The sequence below is a fragment of the Bacillus sp. REN10 genome, from assembly GCF_016820555.1.
GTDB lineage: Bacteria > Bacillota > Bacilli > Bacillales > Domibacillaceae > Bacillus_CE.
In genome coordinates, this window is the sequence record NZ_JADHDW010000004.1 from 1 (window position 1) to 17,314 (window position 17,314).

Here is a 17,314-nt window from a genome sequence, read left to right on the forward strand (position 1 = left end):
ACTGCTTCCATATGGGAGCGTCAGTCCCCAAGACAGACGAGGGTGTTGTATACGCCTATGGACATCGTCCAGCTTTTGATGTCTTGGGGATCGACAAGAAACCCCTACCTCAAGAGCGAAGCAATAGGTAGGGGAGGTTCATTAGACGGTAAAATAACTCATAAATAAAGGAGACAATATGTTTATAAGATTATATTTAAAGGCAAAAAACAAAGACCAAGCTCCGTACGTGGGGTCAGACCTCCACTCCTAAGTATCAAATAAAAAAGGAGTAAACAATAATGGCGACAAATGTTAATGCTGAATTTGTTATAATTGGTGATATTTTTGACCCTAATGTTGTTACACAGAGACTCGGTATTGAGCCTCATGGGTATTGGATAAAAGGGGAAGAAGTTCCGAAAGAACCCATCAAAAGAAAAGATACGAATTGGTGGATTCATACTGACTACGAACACTCTTTTGATATAATGTGTCAATTAAGTAAGCTCATAAATATTCTTCAAAATAAGAAAAATATTTTAAAAGAGCTAAAAACAACATATGATTTAGATTATTTATTTCTTGTTGTTATTAATGTTGAGGAAGATGAAAAGCCTGCTATTGCTCTAGATAGTAGCTTTATAACTTTTGCGAGTGATATCGGTGCAGAATTCGAGGTAGATTTATATATTTATTAAAAAATATTTATTAAAAAATATTTGATAAAAAATGATCACAAAATGAGCTATGGGATCAGACCCCATAGCTCTCAGAAGAACAAATATTCAAAGTATAAAGGTAAATGGAAAAGGGGATCTTCTCAATGGAGAGTAACAGTTTGGAAAGCAAAGGACCGATAATAAAAACAAACGAAACACATTCTTTTATCATATCAATTGAAGGTAAGACTAAAGAAGTAGAAGCAGTTTTTTGGGAGACAGCTAAAAAAATATACTATCAACTTTCTTCTAATTATTCACTTTATCAATATCAATTTGTTAGTAAGAGAAACAATGCTCAATTTGGTATAAAAGTCAGCGGTTTACTGAATAGATTAATTAAGCTTGATAAAGTTATCTTTTGCCCTTTGAAAGATATAAATTTAACAAAAGACTTAATAAAAGAACATTCAATTATTGGTTGTAAAAATATTGATTTGTTTTTACGTGAAGTAGAACAAAGTATAGAGGCCTCATTTGAACCCGCAGACTATTTGGGTGAAATTGATGATCCCTGCTTTGTATTAGATTTTTATTATCCAGATATGATTCGAGTTGACTGCAATAATTTATCAATACTTGAGGAAATTAAAGAAATTATTTAAAGCATCAAGTAGCCCCCACATGCTTAAATGGAGGGCACTGAAAAAGTCCATATTATTTAACTAAGCGAGCCTTTCCTCGATTTTTATCGAGGAAAGGCTCGCTAGTTTTGTTGTATAGTAAGTGTACTAGTTTCAGGTGATGTCCTGATGATTTCCAATCAAAAATCTTTCAATTTTAGCCCATTTATGGCGATTTGCGATATGGTTGTGCGAAAAGATAATATGCTTCGTCCAATCAATGAACTTGTCGACTTTTCTTTTGTGCTCGAAGAATTGAAAAATAAATATTGTCTCAATAACGGTCGCAATGCAGTGCTTCCGATTCGTATGTTCAAATATTTATTACTCAAATCCATCTTTGACCTATCAAATAAACATACATGGTCTTGGAAAGACGGAAAACCAAGTAGAAGTAAGTGGCATAAATAAAAAAGGGGGGTAAAAAATGAGATTATGTGTTGAAGGATCAGAAAGCTTCAATCCTTTTTATATAGATGAATTGTTGTCATTTTTAGGAGAAGAAATCAAAAAATTCAATTGGATTTTTACTGATATTCAAGGTTACGTTTTTCACGAAGGGGAAGAAATCATATTACCTGAATTTGAAAAAGAAACATTCATGTTAACGGGAAATGAACTTCATTCTATTATTCAAAAATATAACATACTGTTAGTATTTGGAGTTGTTATGTGTGTTAAACCTGATGTTAACATAACTGATATCGAGGAGTTTCCTTATATCAACAATAACAAGGAGTATTGGGGTAAAGGGTATAGCTCGCCATTTAAAAATACTGAAATAGAATTTGGATTTTTTGATACTACCGTCGTGATAGTGACTACTGATCATGCAGATTTAGTGGATAAGTTTAGAAAGAGTGTTCACGAAGTATCTACTTTAGACTCTTTTTTGGCAGAGAATTAAAAAAGAATGCTAGGAGATTATCCCGCATTAACGGGCTGTAAGACCCCCGCCTCAACATGGCAGAAGAAGCGCAGACGTGTAGGTGGGGGATCAACAGCCCGTAAACGCCCGATCCGTTCAACTAACAATCAGTGGGGGATGAAAAAAACCCCTACTGATTGAAGTTTCACTTTATTAAGGCTATACGTTGGAGGAGACTGATTGAAAAAATGAACGTTAATTTTTGGATTCATCATTTGCCTTCACATCAACAAACCCGTCATAATAATTAGCCCCCTTCAATAGATAACATTTTCTGAAAAAGTATGTTGTAATAGAGAGAGAACAATCTCTCATCCTGTTCTAAGTAGTCAAAAAAAGTGAGGAATGGAAGTTGAAAAAATTCAAGAAGTTTTATTTAGAGATTACAAGTGTATGTAATCTTGCTTGCAGCTTTTGTCCGCCGACAGAGCGGCAGAAGCAGTTTCTTTCTGTGGAGGACTTTTCTAAGAGATTAGATCAAATTAAGCCACATACAGATTATATTTATTTACATGTAAAAGGTGAGCCGCTGCTTCATCCTAAGATCGGACAGTTATTAGATATAAGTCATGAAAAAGGCTTTAAAGTGAACATTACAACGAATGGTACGTTGATTAATAAAAAGAGGGACAAGTTATTAAATAAACCAGCGTTAAGACAGATGAATTTTTCGCTTCATAGCTTTGATGGGCATGAAGGTTCTACAGATAAGGAAGGGTATGTGAGAAGCATCCTTTCTTTTATTAAAGAGGCAACGAGCCAGTCCGACATGATTGTTTCGTTGAGGCTATGGAATCTTACCCAAGACAATGCAACGAATCTTGAAAAACAACGAAACAGAGAATTACTTGAAATGATTGAGAACGAATTTGATTTAGACTACAAAATTGAAGAGAAGGTCGTACCAGGAAGTGGCGTGAAGATTGCGGAGCGCATCTACATTAACCAAGATTACGAATTTCAGTGGCCGGCATTGCATGAAGAAGAGGACGATGGAAAAGGCTTCTGTTATGGTCTTCGAAATCAAGCGGGCATTTTAGCGAACGGAACGGTCATTCCTTGTTGCTTAGATGGTGAAGGAATAATCAACCTTGGAAATATTAATGACGCCTCATTCTCTGAGATTATTGAAGGGGATCGAGCGAAAAACCTTGTAGACGGGTTTTCACGAAGAGAAGCAGTGGAAGAGCTGTGTAGAAAATGTGGATATCGTAAAAGGTTTGGAAAATAGGTAAGGTTGCTCCATTATTCCAATAAAAAACGCAATGGGGGAGAAGAAGAAACATGGAAGCTACTATTTCAAAAGCAAGCAAAACAACGAAACGCCCCCTTGTACTGGTTGCTGTGATTTTGGCGATGTTTATGGGAGCGATTGAAGCGACGATTGTTTCTACGGCGATGCCAGCGATTGTTGCTGATTTAGGCGGTTTTTCTTTATATAGCTGGGTGTTTTCGGCTTATTTGCTAATGAACGCAGCGACGGTGTTGATTTATGGAAAGCTGTCGGATCTTTATGGACGGAAGCCGGTGTTAATTACGGGCATCGTTCTGTTTTTAATTGGTTCTTTTTTATGCGGCTTTGCGGGTTCGATGGAACAGCTGATTATCTTTCGTTTGTTACAGGGGCTTGGCGCTGGAGCGGTGATGCCAGTGGCGACAACGATTGTGGGCGATCTTTATACGAAGGAAGAGAGAGCGAAAGTGCAAGGGTATTTGTCGAGCGTGTGGGGAATTTCTGCGGTGATGGGCCCAGCGTTAGGCGGCTTGCTCGTTGAACATGTCAGCTGGCGGTACGTGTTTTGGCTGAACTTGCCGCTCGGTTTGTTAACGATTGCTGGTTTGTTGTTCTTTCTACATGAGAATATTGAAAAGAAAAAGACCAACATCGATTATTTAGGGACCTTTTTGTTTTTAGCGGCGATTTCTTCTTTGATGTATTTACTAGTAGAAGGCGGCGTTCAATTTGCCTGGCTGTCCGCTTCTACAGCTCTATTAGTGGCTATTGTAGCGCTCGCCTTGTCGCTGTTTATTTGGCAGGAAAGACGAACGGCAGAACCGATGATGCCTTTTCAGCTGTGGAAAGTGCGTTCAATCTTGATTGCGAATATCGTTTCGTTCACGACAGGGATTATGCTGATTGGGATTTCGAGCTTTTTACCAACATACGTGCAAGGTGTGATGGGGGAAAATGCGACGCTCGCCGGTTTTACGCTGACAGCGATGTCGATTGGCTGGCCAATTGCCTCTACGTTATCGGGACGGCTGCTACTTTCCATCGGTTATCGCCAAACGACGATTATTGGTGGCGTGGCCTTAATCATTGGGAGTGGCATGTTTCTATTGATGACGAAGGAGTCAGGTCCATTATGGGCGGCAGGATCTTCCTTTTTCACTGGGATCGGCATGGGACTGACATCGACCGCATTTATTGTTTCCATTCAAAGCTCTGTGGAATGGGAGCAGCGAGGAGCGGCTACGGCAGCCAATATGTTTATGCGCAACTTAGGAAACACAGTAGGTGCCGCTTTGTTAGGCGGCGTGTTAAACAGCCAATTGCAAGCTTATTTGTCCAGTCAATCAGAAGAGCGTGTCCAGACGTTGTCGCTTGACTCTATTAATCAACTATTAGGGGATGGACAAAGCGGATTTTCTGCAGAAGTGCGTCACTTATTAACGGAAGGGCTAGCGGCTTCTTTGCATAGTGTCTATTTTGTTGTGTTTCTATTTGCGATTTTGTCTTTTGCTTTTTTACTGTTTTTGAAGAAGAGGGATTGAGGGGATAAATATGGAGCAAGAGAAGCTAGAACCACAAAGTTAATATAACTTAGGGGATAGCCTCGACCTCCTCACTCCACTTCCCAAGCCTTTTTCAACAATTGCACCCCTTCGACAATTTCATCAAATGTTAAGCTGCTGAAGCCTAGTTGAATCAGCGGCTCCTTTGTTTTTGCTTCGATAAAGTAGGGAGGAGTTTAGTGTGGAAGATGATCGTGAAGATGATATTTCAAAACGTTCTACAGTTATTACGTACAAGATATGGATCTTTAGTTTAAGTTGTCTTTTCAAAAACATGCTACAATAAAGGAAAGGAGGGATGGGAAAACGATGAAAACAAGGTTACTTAAAAGAGTTCCGTTAAATCAATTAATGGACCTTAAAATTGACTACGCATTTAAACAACTTTTTGGTACGGAAAAGAATAAAGATATTACAGTCGTCTTTCTGAATGCCATCCTCAATCGAACCGGACGAGAAAGTATTAAAGATATTACATTTAAGAACACAGAAGCTGGCGGGGAGTATCAAGAAGATAAGCAATCCCGCTTAGATATTTTAGCGATAACAAATGATAACGAATCAATCAACATTGAGATTCAATTTACGAATAAATATGATATGGTGAAGCGTTCGATTTACTATTGGTCAGGCATTTATCGTACACCAATGAAGAAAAACATGGCTTACAAGCAACTACAACCTGTGATTGCGATTAACATCTTGAACTTTGAACTGATTACCCAAACAGATCGTTTTCACACCTCTTATCACTTATATGAAGATCAAGAACAATTTAAATTAACTGATGTCATGGAATTTCACTTTCTAGAGATGCCTAAGCTCATTCGTGATTGGAAGCAAGAAAAGTTAGATCCGTGGAATGACGTGCTAGCCAGATGGCTGTTGTTGTTAGGTATTGTGGATTATAGAAATGGAACAGTTTATGAGGACATTTACAAAGAATTGGAGGAGATCGCTATGAAAGATGAAACCCTCAAGAATGCTTTTCAAGGCTGGGATTTGTTGAGCGCTACTCAAGAAGAAGTATTGGCATATGAAGCTCGTCTGAAACAAGTACTAGATGAAGAAGCCGCAAGAGTAGAAGCTGAATTGAGAGAAAAAGCAGCACTCGAAAAAGGGTTGGAGAAAGGACTAGCTCAAGGTCGTGAAGAAGGTGCAACTGAAGAAAAAAAGGCAACTGTACAGCGAATGCTCCGAGAAGGAATAGAAGTAGAATTAATTGCTAAGGTTACGGATTTAACGGTGGAACAAGTGAAAGCTATAAGATGAGGTGCCTGTCACTCCCCGAATTTTGTCGAAAAAAGATAGTGCTTCATTCTGTCCCTTTTGTAGTGTCACAATATGGAAGTCATTTTAGTTTGTCAATGAATTGTCATGTTTGATCGAGCGTTAGGCGGGAATAAAGAAAAGTGAGAGAATAACCTTGAAGAAAGGATTTGGAATGAAACATGGGAAAGTTTGATGATAGCAAAGATTATCTGATCGACTGGCTACTTGACCGTCAAGTGTATAAGGCGAAGGATGGCCGTCAATTATTTGAGCTATCTCGAGAAGAATTACGGCATTTGATCGAAAGAGTAGTCACTGTTCGTTCATCATAAAAATAAGTGTGAATTCTAAAAAAATTTGTTAAACTGAAAGAGTAATTGTAAATAAATGAGATCGAAGAAGGGATGAGACGATGTTTAAGAAAATTGCTGCGGATGCGTTAGGTTTGTCCGACATTGGAACGATTATTTCTCCAGCCGATTACGATAAAGCGGATGCTGACGATTATGTCATGCATGAGGATAATGAAAAGATTTATTTCTTGATTAAGACAAAAGCGGATGAGTATTGCTTTACGAATCTAGCACTTATTCATGTGGATGGGGAAAGTGCCGTTTCATCGAAGCGAACATTGAAGCGCTACCCATATGCCCAGCATAAAGTTTCTGGTGTCTTATTAGAAACGGCTGGAAAAATCGATATGGATGTCGAAATTAAGTTTATGATCGGCGGTCAGCCTTTCGATATCGATGTGAGAAAAGATCAAATCGAGCAGCTGAAAGATCTATATAAATCACTTCTTCGCATTGCTGAAATGACGTATGAGAACGGACTGCATATGGATATGGCAACACAAAGCTTAGACAAAGCAGCAATGATTTTGCAAAGCTCTAGAACGGATGATCAAAATTTAGCTGGTACGTATAAAGGACTAACTGATTTTAGCTTTGAATGGCTAACATCTGCCCATAATAAGTATCATGTGAAAGACTTTGGTCATGTGTTTGAGAAATATATTAATAATTAAATGAATGAGGGTACTGTTCAAATGTGTGAGTGAGCAGTACCTTTTTTTGATAAAGTAATTGTAATTTTCCAAAATCTCTGATACATTTAACCATGAAAGCTGAATATGTGTAGAAACAGGTGCGGATAAAGAAGTTGTGTTATCTGCTTAAAAGGGAAGTTCGGTTAGAGACCGACGCTGTCCCGCAACTGTAATTGGGAGCGATTCGAAAATGCCACTGTTTTCAGTCAATGAAAATGGGAAGGCTCGAAGCGCGATGATCATGAGCCAGGAGACCTGCCTGTTTTAGCACACATCAATTCCTACGAGGATAGGAGGTGTTAAGTGCGAGCGATTAGACATGGGGTTTTTATGCCTTTTCACATGTTTATTTGATGTTTCCTTCGCGCATTTAACAACTTCTTAAAGAAGTTGTTTTTTTTATTGCCTATTTCTTTACGGCAATGTGGCACTCGTACATCCTATACTTCTAAGTGGCTGTTTCACAATACGTCTTGGTCTTTGCGAGGAGGGGATTTACATTGTTTGGGACCGTTAGTTATTTTGTTAATTGCTTTAAAACATCGATTATGAACAACTACAGCTTAGTTCAATCAGAATCACTTGAAAGTATTGGTGATCAGCTAAGAAATGAAATTAATCAACAGCATGTAGCACCAGCAGAGCAAGAAACATTACTTATGAATCTTGAAAAGGCTTACAAGCTAATTCAAGAGGACATATTTGGATCGGAGGAAGAAATATGAATCAAGAGGTCAATTATTTTCCGGGTCTTGAAGGTGTGATTGCAGCTGAAACGAAAATTTCTTTTCTTGATACCGTTCAAGAAGAGATTGTTATTCAAGGGTATGATCTTATTGAGTTGTCGAAAACGAAAAGCTATGTAGATATTATTCATCTTTTACTTGAAAGTCAGCTTCCTGATGAAGAAGAAAAGCAAGCATTAGAACAAATGTTGAAACGTCATTATGAAGTGCCTGATGATATGTTTGAGATGTTCAAACTAATGCCGAAGCAAACGCACCCGATGGATGGCTTGCGGACGGGAATTTCCTTTTTATCAGGATATGATGAGAACATTGATCATCGTTCTGGAAATAAAGAGAGAGCGTATCAATTGTTAGGACAAATACCGAATATCGTCGCCAATAGCTACCGGATTCTTCATAACAAACAACCAGTTCTTCCAGATGAACAGTTAAGCTACAGTGCCAACTTTTATTACATGATTACCGGCAATAAGCCTTCTATACAAGAGGAAAAAATATTTGACCGCTCTTTATTACTTTATAGCGAACATGAAATGCCTAATTCTACTTTTACTGCTCGAGTCATTGCTTCCACACAGTCTGATTTATACGGTGCACTGACTGGAGCAGTTGCTTCTTTAAAGGGGAATTTACATGGTGGAGCGAACGAGGCGGTGATGCATATGCTTCTTCAAGCAGACAGTGCGGCTGAATTTGAACAATTACTAGCCTCAAAGCTTGCCAAGAAAGAACGGATTATGGGATTTGGGCATCGGGTGTATATGAAAAAAATGGACCCGAGAGCAACGATGATGAAAGAAGCATTGAAAGAGTTATGTGAACAAAAAGGGGATGACCGATTGTACTTAATGTGTGAAGCGGGAGAGAAATTGATGGAGAGAGAAAAGGGGCTTTATCCTAACTTGGATTATTATGCGGCACCTGTTTATTGGATGCTCGGCATTCCAATTCCATTGTATACACCGATCTTTTTCTCCGCTAGAACGGTTGGATTATGCGCCCATGTGATCGAGCAGTATGATAATAATCGTCTGTTCCGTCCGCGGGTAAATTATATAGGCGAGCGGCAATTGTTAAGTAACTAAAACAACTGGGGAGTTGTTTGATCGCCCACTCGCCAAAAGGATGTTCTGCTCAACATCCCTCACTATCATAAACAAAATTTGTTAGAAAGGAAAGGGTGCAATGTTAAAAGTACAAGAAACGAATCAAGTAGATGTGTTACTAGAGGAAATCGCTGATTATGTATTAACGAAGGAGATTACTAGTTCGGAAGCATTACAAACGGCACAATACGTGTTATTAGATACGCTTGGCTGTGGAGTTTTAGCATTGAATTACCCTGAATGTACGAAGCTGATGGGACCGATTGTACCGGGGACGGTCGTGCCGAATGGCTCGCGTGTTCCAGGTACGTCGTATGTGTTAGATCCAGTGCGAGGTGCATTTAACATTGGTTGCATGATCCGCTGGTTGGATTATAACGATACTTGGTTAGCGGCAGAATGGGGACACCCTTCCGATAATTTAGGCGGCATTTTAGCTGTAGCAGATTATGTGAGCCGCGTGCGTGTATCAGAAGGGAAAGAGCCGTTGAAAATGAGCGAAGTGCTGGAAGCAATGGTGAAAGCTCACGAAATTCAAGGGGTTCTTGCGCTAGAGAATAGTTTAAACCGCGTCGGACTAGATCATGTTCTTTTTGTTAAAATTGCGACGACCGCTGTAGTGACAAAAATGCTTGGAGGCAGCCGAGACGAAATTATTAACGCTTTATCGAACGCTTGGATTGACAACAGTAGCTTACGCACATATCGTCATGCGCCGAACACTGGCTCACGTAAGTCATGGGCAGCAGGCGATGCAACAAGTCGCGGTGTACACTTGGCATTGATGGCGTTAAAAGGCGAAATGGGCTATCCGTCCGCTCTATCTGCACCGGGCTGGGGATTCCAAGAGGTGTTATTTAAAGGTCAGGAATTAACACTCGCTCGTCCGCTTGATGCTTATGTGATGGAAAATGTGCTCTTTAAAGTATCATATCCAGCAGAATTTCATGCACAAACAGCGGCTGAATGTGCGGTTAAGCTTCATCCGCAAGTGCTAGAACGCTTAGATGAAATTGATCGTATTGCAATTACGACACATGAATCAGCCATTCGCATCATTGATAAGAAGGGACCGTTAACGAACCCTGCTGATCGTGACCATTGTTTGCAATATATCACGGCGATTGGTCTTCTTTATGGTGATATTGTCGCTGATCATTATGAAGATGAATGCGCTGCTGATCCGAGAATTGATCAACTGCGAGAGAAAATGTTGGTAGAAGAAGATCAACAATACTCTAAAGATTACCTCGATCCGAGCAAGCGCTCAATCGCCAACGCGGTTCAAGTATTTTTTAAAGATGGTACATCAACAGATAAAGTGGAATGTGAATATCCACTAGGTCATCGTTTCCGCCGTGAAGAAGCGATTCCAAAGGTGATCAAGAAGTTTGCAGAAAACATTAGCACCCACTATTCGCAAAAGCAACAACAGCAAATACAAGAAGTCTGCTTAGATTCGAAAAAAATATCTGATTTGTCAGTTAATAAATTTATCGAATTGTTTTTAATATAAGTCTCTGTTAAAGAGCCCAATACTAAAGGAGGAACTTTCATGGCTTGGATTGTGGATCAACCATCGACGCAAACGGAACTAGCAAATCGATTCAAGGAAGAGATGCATGCATCTACTATTCTGCAAATTCCGGGTGCGCATGATGCGATGGCGGCTCTTGTTGCAAAGCAAGCTGGCTTCTCATCCCTTTATTTATCAGGTGCCGCTTACACCGCTAGTTGTGGATTGCCGGATTTAGGAATGGTCACGTCGACGGAAGTCGCCCAAAGAGCAAGAGAAATTGTGCGGGCGACTGACTTACCGTTGCTCGTTGATATTGACACTGGCTTTGGCGGCGTGTTGAATGCCGCACGAACAGCCGTTGAAATGGTCGAAGCGAAAGTTGCTGCTGTGCAAATAGAAGATCAGCAATTGCCAAAGAAATGCGGCCATTTAAACGGCAAAAAATTGGTGACGACCGAAGAAATGGTGCAAAAGATTCGCGTGATGAAACAAACAGCTCCTTCATTAGTGATCGTCGCTCGCACAGATGCTCGTGCGGTCGAAGGCTTGGAGGCGGCGATTGAGCGAGCAACAGCGTATGTGGAAGCGGGAGCGGATGCTATTTTTCCAGAGGCGTTGCAGTCAGAGGAAGAATTCAGTCAGTTTGCTAGTCAAATTAAGGCTCCATTATTAGCGAACATGACAGAGTTCGGAAAAACACCTTATTATACAGCAGAGGAATTCGCTGAAATGGGGTATCAAATGGTGATCTATCCAGTGACTTCACTTCGTGTAGCAGCAAAAGCGTATGAGCGTATTTTTCAGTTGATCAAAGAAGAAGGCACACAAAAAGCTGGTCTTGAACAGATGCAGACAAGAAGTGAACTGTACGAAACGATTTCGTATCATCAATTTGAGGACTTGGATCAGCAAGTAGCGAAAACCGTATTAACAAAAGGTCAATAAACACATAAAAGCGATGACAGGCATCTTAGCATAATACGTTGTGCAATGTTTCCTGTTTCATCGCTTTTTTTACGGTGAAGGAGGCGTGAATAGATGGAGACTATTGATTACTACTTTGTTTGCAATTGGCTGAAGAAGGACCGCTGGGTGTTAAACAAAGAAGCTTCGATTAAGCAAGCGTTGCACTATTTTGTTCAATCTGAGCATACGGAACTTCCTGTTGTTGAGAATGGTTGTTTGCTTGGCATTATTACGTTGCAAGATTGTTTAAGTCGATTAGAGAAGCATGGAGACTCAGATGAAGTGATCGCTTCGATCATTCAAGAAAGTAAACATACGAAGCCAGCGACTTTCTCGATGAGGGAGATTGAGCGTATTCCGCTTTATGTGATTACTGACCATCAAGAATTTCTAGGGGCAATCGGAAAGCAAGAGCTTTTAGCTTTCCACAGAAAGAGTCAACCTGCTGATAAAAAATCGAACCGTTATACAAAAGGTGGTAAAGCGGTTTATTTTCAAGACATTTTGGGAGAGAGCCCTGAATTAAAGAAGACAAAGAAAATCGCCCAAAAAGCTGCGCAATCGCTCGCTCCAGTGTTGATTACAGGAGAAAGCGGAGTCGGCAAAGAACAATTTGCTCGTGCCATTCATTATGAGGGGATCACCAATACAGGGCCTCTTGTCAGTGTCAATTGTGCAGCGATACCGGAGAATCTATTGGAATCGGAATTGTTTGGCTATGCGGATGGAGCTTTTACTGGAGCAAAAAAGAACGGAAAGCCCGGAAAGTTTGAACTTGCTCACAAAGGCACTCTTTTTTTGGACGAGATTGGTGATATGCCGTTATTGACACAAGTGAAAATTTTAAGAGTACTTCAGGAAAAAGAAGTCGAAAGAATCGGAAGCACTCAACCTGTGTCTGTTAACTTTAGACTGATCACCGCCACAAATAAAGATTTGAAGGAAATGGTTGTGAGAGGAGAGTTTAGAGAGGATCTTTATCATCGGCTCCATGTCATTCCCCTCTATATTCCTCCCCTTAGACAAAGAAAAAGTGATATCCCTGAGATTATAGAAGCCTATATGGATAGTCTGTATCAAACATATCCGTTAGAGAGGAAAATAATAGACCGCGATGTGCTGTGCCATTTTTTCAAATATGACTGGCCAGGAAATGTTTGTGAATTAATGAATGTGGTGGAAAGAATGTTTGTGCTTAGCGATCATGCGCACATTGGTGTAAAGGATATACCTAATGAGCTTCTTCATCAGTACCAAAATCGTCGATTCAATCGTCTGCATGATCGGCAAAAACATCTCATGCTCGTTCAAAAGGAAGAAGAGAGAGGACTGATTGAGAGTGTTTTAAAAGATGTGAAGGGAAACAAGTCGCGAGCAGCGGAAATATTAGGGATCTCACGTGCGACGTTATACAACAAATTAGCCCGTTTTAATGCTTAATTTTGTCAAATTGTCCAAACAATTATACAGTACTCTTATTGATTTTCTCTGGATTTATACACCTTTTAGAGTGGCATAGAATTTGCTTATGTAAAGGTGAGAAATCCATAAAGGGGGATCGCAATGTTGAAAACAGATAACAAGCAGCACATATGGAATGTTTTCTCCTCTCCAACAAAAAATGCCTTCTTTTCACCGGACGACTTTGGAGAGGAAGAACAGCTTATCGCCAAAACAGCCGAGCAGTTCGTCCAAAAAGAAATCCTTCCACAAATAGAAAACATTGAACAGCATGATTACGATATTACTCGTCGACTTTTTAAACAATTAGGGGAGTTAGGCTTGTTAGGGGTAGAGGTGGCCGAAGAATACGGCGGATTTACATTAGGCAAAAGAGTATCAGGGCTAATCGCTGAAAAAATGGGTTATGGTGGTTCGTTTAGTGTTTCTTTTAACATTCATGTCGGAGTCGGTACACTTCCTTATGTCTATTTCGGAACAGAACAGCAAAAAAGAACGTATTTACCAAAGCTAGTGTCTGGAGAATGGATCGCCGGCTATGCCTTGACGGAGCCGGATGCAGGAAGTGATGCTCTTCAGGCAAAAACGAGCGCGACGTTAGCCACAGACGGTTCTTCTTGGGTATTAAATGGTGAAAAACAATGGATTACGAATGCAAGGATCGCCGATGTGTTTGTTGTGTTTGCAAAAACAATCGAAGGGATGACGGCTTTTATTGTTGAAAGAGGTCACCCGGGTGTTTCTGTTGGGCCAGAAGAAAAGAAAATGGGGATTAAAGGTTCATCGACCGCCACGTTAGTTTTAGAGGATGCGACCATTCCTGTTGAAAATGTGCTTGGTCAAGTAGGAAAAGGCCATCTCGTTGCTTTAAACATTTTGAATTTAGCTCGACTAAAGCTGGCATTTGCGAATATTGGAACAAGTAAGCAAGCAATCGAGCTTTCTGTCAATTATAGCAAGGAGCGAAAACAATTTGGCCAGCCAATTCAACAGTTTTCGATGATTCAAGAAAAGTTAGCCGATATGGCGATCAATGTATATGGAGCAGAAAGTGCCGCTTATCGAACAGCTGGCTTGATTGATGAGCAAGAAGCGGAGGCACACTACATAGCCAAATTTGCGATGGAATGTGCCATTAATAAAGTGCAAAGCTCCGAGATGTTGGGACGCATTGCCGATGAAGCGGTACAAATTCATGGCGGCTATGGCTATATGCAAGAATATGACGTGGAACGTTTATATCGAGATGCAAGAATTAGCCGAATTTTCGAAGGGACGAATGAAATCAATCGATTGACGATTGCCAAAGCGCTATTAGGAGATTGTCCTGCGATCGAACTAGAGGAGAAGCAAAATAGCCGAAATGCTCAGTTTATCTATTCTTCCAAACAACTTCTTCATCAAGGGCTAAAAGCGTTTTCTGATTGTGGGATCCAACGGGAAGAGCAGGAATACTTAAGATTGCTAGCGGATAGTATGATCGACATTTATGTGATGGAAGCGGCTTTCCTGCGGACAGAAAACAGCTTATCTAAAGACTGTCAGCAGCTGATGACTAATATGCTTTGCGAGGAAGGATATCGTCGTGTGAAATGTAACATCCTCTCTAGTCTTGCTAGCTTAGATGTCAATGAAATGGTGAAGCAAGCACTGTTGAATGATGCGCAAACAATCGATGTGCCGATGTATTATAACAGCATATTAACGAAAAGACAGATTGCTAAATATGTGATAGACAGTGAAAAATATCCGATTTGAAGGAGGAAACTAATGAATAAGATTGGATTTGTTGGACTAGGAAATATGGGTTTTCCAATGGCCGCAAACTTAGTCGAATCCGGTTATACCGTCTATGGAGTCGATGTCAATAAAGAGTCGGAAGCCGCTTTTAAACAAAAAGGTGGGATCGTTGATGTGGATCATTCCTTTTTAACCTCCACATGCGACATTATTTTCACGAGTCTTCCATCCATTCAAGCGGTGGAGCAAGTGTATTTAGGGGGAGCTGGTTTGATTGCACACAGTCAGCCGCATAATATTTTCATTGATACGAGTACCGTTTCGCCCCAGATGAATCAAAAGGTTTTGCAGGCCGCGAATGAAAAGAATACACGATTTCTAGCGGCACCTGTTAGTGGAGGAGTCGTAGGAGCGGTGAATCGAACACTTACATTTATGGTTGGAGGAGCTAAAGGCATCTTTACTCGTACTTTACCGGTGTTAGATGTATTAGGTGAAAATATTTTTCACGTCGAAGAGCGAATTGAAAGCGGCACGATCACGAAGTTGATTAACAATTTACTGATCGGCTTTTATACAGCGGGTGTGAGTGAAGCGTTAAATTTAGCTAAAAGAAATGAGATGGATCTAGATCGATTGTTTGATATTTTAAATGTGAGCTATGGGCAAAGCCGCATTTATGAACGGAATTATCAAAGCTTTATTGCGAAAGGTGATTACCAACCAGGCTTTGCCTTAAAGCTGTTATGCAAGGATTTAGGCTTAGCGATGGACTTAGCAGAAGAGAGTCAATTAGATTTACCAATGAGTCAAGCATTGTTTGAACGTTACCAAGAAGTCGAGCAGGCTGGTTTAGGTGAGGAGGATATGTCAGTCCTCTATAAAAAAGTAATGGAACAAACAATAACTATTAAATAAGAAGAGGTGGGCGAATTGTTAACGACAAATGTAAAAGTAATGAAGAATCATATTAATGGTGAGTGGGTAGATTCAACAGCGACAACATTTGAAACAGTGGTGAATCCTGCGACAGGTGAGGCGATTGCAAGCGTTCCTTTATCAACAAAAGCAGATGTCGATCAAGCCGTGAAAGCGGCAGAGAAAGCTTATGACGAATGGGCGGCTGTCCCGGTTCCAAACCGCACAAGATTATTGTATAACTATCTCCATTCATTAAAGGAAAATAAAGAAGAGCTGGCTCAAATTATTACATTAGAAAACGGGAAAACGATCGTTGATGCGACTGGAGAAGTACAGCGGGGGATTGAAGTCGTTGAGCTAGCTACTTCTACGCCAAGCTTAATGATGGGAGAGGCTTTGCCTAATATTGCAGGCGGAATTGATGGCTCCATTTGGCGTTATCCACTTGGAGTTGTCGCCGGTGTCACGCCATTTAACTTTCCGATGATGGTACCTTTATGGATGTATCCGCTAGCGATTGCATGCGGCAATACGTTCGTGTTGAAAGTGTCAGAACGGACGCCAGTATTAGCAGAAAGATTAGTCGAATTATTTTATGAAGCTGGATTTCCAAAAGGAGTTTTAAACCTAGTGCATGGCGGCAAGGATGTCGTCAATGGAATCCTTGAGAATCCAGCGATTAAAGCGGTCTCCTTTGTCGGGTCTGAACCGGTCGCGAAGCATGTGTATGAAACCGGCACAGCCAATGGCAAGCGAGTACAAGCACTAGCGGGAGCGAAAAATCATGCGATTGTTATGCCAGACTGCGACTTAGAAAAAACCGTTCAAGGGGTGATTGGTGCCGCTTTTGGCAGTAGCGGTGAGCGCTGCATGGCCTGCTCTGTCGTTGCGGTCGTCGATGAAATCGCAGACTCATTTATGGACTTGCTTCTTTCTGAAGCGCGCAAGCTAAAAACAGGCGACGGACGATTAAAGGAAAACTTTGTCGGACCACTGATTCGCCAGTCCCATAAAGACCGAGTCGTTAGCTATATTGAAAGCGGCGTCCAAGAAGGAGCTTCCTTATTAATAGATGGCCGTGAAGTAGAGAATGATGAGGGCTACTACGTAGGAGCAACGATCTTTGACAATGTATCATCAGAAATGAAAATTTGGCAGGATGAAATTTTTGCTCCAGTATTAAGTGTCGTCAGAGTCAAAAATCTAGAAGAAGGCATTCGTCTGACGAACCGCTCCAAATTTGCCAATGGAGCCGTCATTTATACATCAAGCGGAAAAAACGCCCAACAATTCCGCGAAAAAATAGACGCGGGAATGATTGGTGTTAACGTCAACGTTCCGGCGCCAATGGCCTTCTTCTCCTTCGCCGGCAACAAAGCCTCCTTCTACGGCGACCTCGGAACAAACGGAAAAGACGGCGTGCAATTCTACACCCGCAAAAAAGTAGTAACCGAAAGATGGTTCTAATAAAAGCGGAAGGAGCC

At 40.7% G+C, this 17,314-nt stretch carries 16 protein-coding genes, 1 pseudogene and 1 riboswitch; all 17 genes and pseudogenes read left to right on the forward strand.

All coding sequences use genetic code 11. The features are described from left to right. Positions 1-281 precede the first annotated feature (281 nt). The 17 genes and pseudogenes from IRB43_RS07390 (at position 282) to IRB43_RS07470 (ending at position 17,297) form a co-directional block, all read left to right on the forward strand. Entirely contained in the window at positions 282-680 is a 399-nt protein-coding gene (locus IRB43_RS07390; protein ID WP_203362825.1) for a DUF4279 domain-containing protein, read from the forward strand. A gap of 125 nt (positions 681-805) precedes the next feature. Next, positions 806-1,306 (forward strand): hypothetical protein, encoded by a 501-nt coding sequence (locus tag IRB43_RS07395; protein ID WP_203362826.1) that lies wholly within the window; start codon positions 806-808, stop codon positions 1,304-1,306. Positions 1,307-1,453: 147 nt separating this feature from the next. Then, positions 1,454-1,678 (forward strand): annotated as a pseudogene (locus tag IRB43_RS07400) (transposase); the annotation flags it as partial. A 73-nt stretch (positions 1,679-1,751) separates the two neighbouring features. Next, positions 1,752-2,231, forward strand: coding sequence for a hypothetical protein (locus IRB43_RS07405; RefSeq protein WP_203362827.1), 480 nt, complete (start codon positions 1,752-1,754; stop codon positions 2,229-2,231). Between the two features lie 373 nt (positions 2,232-2,604). Continuing rightward, positions 2,605-3,483 (forward strand): radical SAM/SPASM domain-containing protein, encoded by an 879-nt coding sequence (locus IRB43_RS07410; protein ID WP_203362828.1) that lies wholly within the window; start codon positions 2,605-2,607, stop codon positions 3,481-3,483. Between the two features lie 53 nt (positions 3,484-3,536). Continuing rightward, positions 3,537-5,027: an MDR family MFS transporter gene (locus IRB43_RS07415; protein ID WP_203362829.1), complete on the forward strand. Its 1,491-nt coding sequence runs from the start codon at positions 3,537-3,539 to the stop codon at positions 5,025-5,027. 330 nt (positions 5,028-5,357) lie between these two features. Continuing rightward, complete coding sequence (locus IRB43_RS07420) at positions 5,358-6,320, forward strand: Rpn family recombination-promoting nuclease/putative transposase (protein WP_203362830.1); 963 nt, start codon at positions 5,358-5,360, stop codon at positions 6,318-6,320. Positions 6,321-6,499: 179 nt separating this feature from the next. After that, on the forward strand, positions 6,500-6,652 hold the full coding sequence (locus IRB43_RS07425; protein WP_203362831.1) for a Fur-regulated basic protein FbpA: 153 nt from the start codon (positions 6,500-6,502) through the stop codon (positions 6,650-6,652). Positions 6,653-6,732: 80 nt separating this feature from the next. Further along, positions 6,733-7,347, forward strand: coding sequence for a PH domain-containing protein (locus tag IRB43_RS07430; protein WP_203362832.1), 615 nt, complete (start codon positions 6,733-6,735; stop codon positions 7,345-7,347). A gap of 100 nt (positions 7,348-7,447) precedes the next feature. Then, positions 7,448-7,645, forward strand: a riboswitch (cobalamin riboswitch). A gap of 223 nt (positions 7,646-7,868) precedes the next feature. Further along, positions 7,869-8,093 carry a hypothetical protein gene (locus tag IRB43_RS07435; RefSeq protein ID WP_203363198.1) on the forward strand — a complete coding sequence of 75 codons (225 nt, stop codon included), beginning with the start codon at positions 7,869-7,871 and terminating at the stop codon, positions 8,091-8,093. Beyond that, the gene (gene mmgD, locus IRB43_RS07440; protein WP_203362833.1) at positions 8,090-9,202 is read left to right on the forward strand and encodes a citrate synthase; all 1,113 of its coding nucleotides are present in this window, start codon (positions 8,090-8,092) and stop codon (positions 9,200-9,202) included. The genes IRB43_RS07435 and mmgD overlap by 4 nt, the downstream gene beginning before the upstream one ends. A 100-nt stretch (positions 9,203-9,302) precedes the next feature. Further along, entirely contained in the window at positions 9,303-10,739 is a 1,437-nt protein-coding gene (gene prpD / locus IRB43_RS07445) for a 2-methylcitrate dehydratase (protein ID WP_203362834.1), read from the forward strand. A 39-nt stretch (positions 10,740-10,778) separates the two neighbouring features. Next, complete coding sequence (prpB, locus tag IRB43_RS07450; RefSeq protein ID WP_203362835.1) at positions 10,779-11,687, forward strand: methylisocitrate lyase; 909 nt, start codon at positions 10,779-10,781, stop codon at positions 11,685-11,687. A 93-nt stretch (positions 11,688-11,780) separates the two neighbouring features. After that, positions 11,781-13,148 (forward strand): sigma-54-dependent Fis family transcriptional regulator, encoded by a 1,368-nt coding sequence (locus tag IRB43_RS07455; RefSeq protein ID WP_203362836.1) that lies wholly within the window; start codon positions 11,781-11,783, stop codon positions 13,146-13,148. A 123-nt stretch (positions 13,149-13,271) separates the two neighbouring features. After that, the gene (locus IRB43_RS07460; RefSeq protein WP_203362837.1) at positions 13,272-14,927 is read left to right on the forward strand and encodes an acyl-CoA dehydrogenase family protein; all 1,656 of its coding nucleotides are present in this window, start codon (positions 13,272-13,274) and stop codon (positions 14,925-14,927) included. Between the two features lie 12 nt (positions 14,928-14,939). Next, entirely contained in the window at positions 14,940-15,827 is an 888-nt protein-coding gene (locus IRB43_RS07465; RefSeq protein ID WP_203362838.1) for an NAD(P)-dependent oxidoreductase, read from the forward strand. 15 nt (positions 15,828-15,842) lie between these two features. After that, the gene (locus tag IRB43_RS07470) at positions 15,843-17,297 is read left to right on the forward strand and encodes a CoA-acylating methylmalonate-semialdehyde dehydrogenase (protein ID WP_203362839.1); all 1,455 of its coding nucleotides are present in this window, start codon (positions 15,843-15,845) and stop codon (positions 17,295-17,297) included. The last annotated feature ends 17 nt before the right edge of the window (positions 17,298-17,314 follow it).

Coding starts and splice junctions, on each gene's coding strand:
- mmgD (WP_203362833.1), top strand. CDS start 8,090: ATGAATCAAGAGGTCAATTATTTTCCGGGTCTTGAAGGTGTGATTGCA.
- IRB43_RS07420 (WP_203362830.1), top strand. CDS start 5,358: ATGAAAACAAGGTTACTTAAAAGAGTTCCGTTAAATCAATTAATGGAC.
- prpD (WP_203362834.1), top strand. CDS start 9,303: ATGTTAAAAGTACAAGAAACGAATCAAGTAGATGTGTTACTAGAGGAA.
- IRB43_RS07390 (WP_203362825.1), top strand. CDS start 282: ATGGCGACAAATGTTAATGCTGAATTTGTTATAATTGGTGATATTTTT.
- prpB (WP_203362835.1), top strand. CDS start 10,779: ATGGCTTGGATTGTGGATCAACCATCGACGCAAACGGAACTAGCAAAT.
- IRB43_RS07425 (WP_203362831.1), top strand. CDS start 6,500: ATGGGAAAGTTTGATGATAGCAAAGATTATCTGATCGACTGGCTACTT.
- IRB43_RS07405 (WP_203362827.1), top strand. CDS start 1,752: ATGAGATTATGTGTTGAAGGATCAGAAAGCTTCAATCCTTTTTATATA.
- IRB43_RS07465 (WP_203362838.1), top strand. CDS start 14,940: ATGAATAAGATTGGATTTGTTGGACTAGGAAATATGGGTTTTCCAATG.
- IRB43_RS07395 (WP_203362826.1), top strand. CDS start 806: ATGGAGAGTAACAGTTTGGAAAGCAAAGGACCGATAATAAAAACAAAC.
- IRB43_RS07455 (WP_203362836.1), top strand. CDS start 11,781: ATGGAGACTATTGATTACTACTTTGTTTGCAATTGGCTGAAGAAGGAC.
- IRB43_RS07415 (WP_203362829.1), top strand. CDS start 3,537: ATGGAAGCTACTATTTCAAAAGCAAGCAAAACAACGAAACGCCCCCTT.
- IRB43_RS07460 (WP_203362837.1), top strand. CDS start 13,272: ATGTTGAAAACAGATAACAAGCAGCACATATGGAATGTTTTCTCCTCT.
- IRB43_RS07430 (WP_203362832.1), top strand. CDS start 6,733: ATGTTTAAGAAAATTGCTGCGGATGCGTTAGGTTTGTCCGACATTGGA.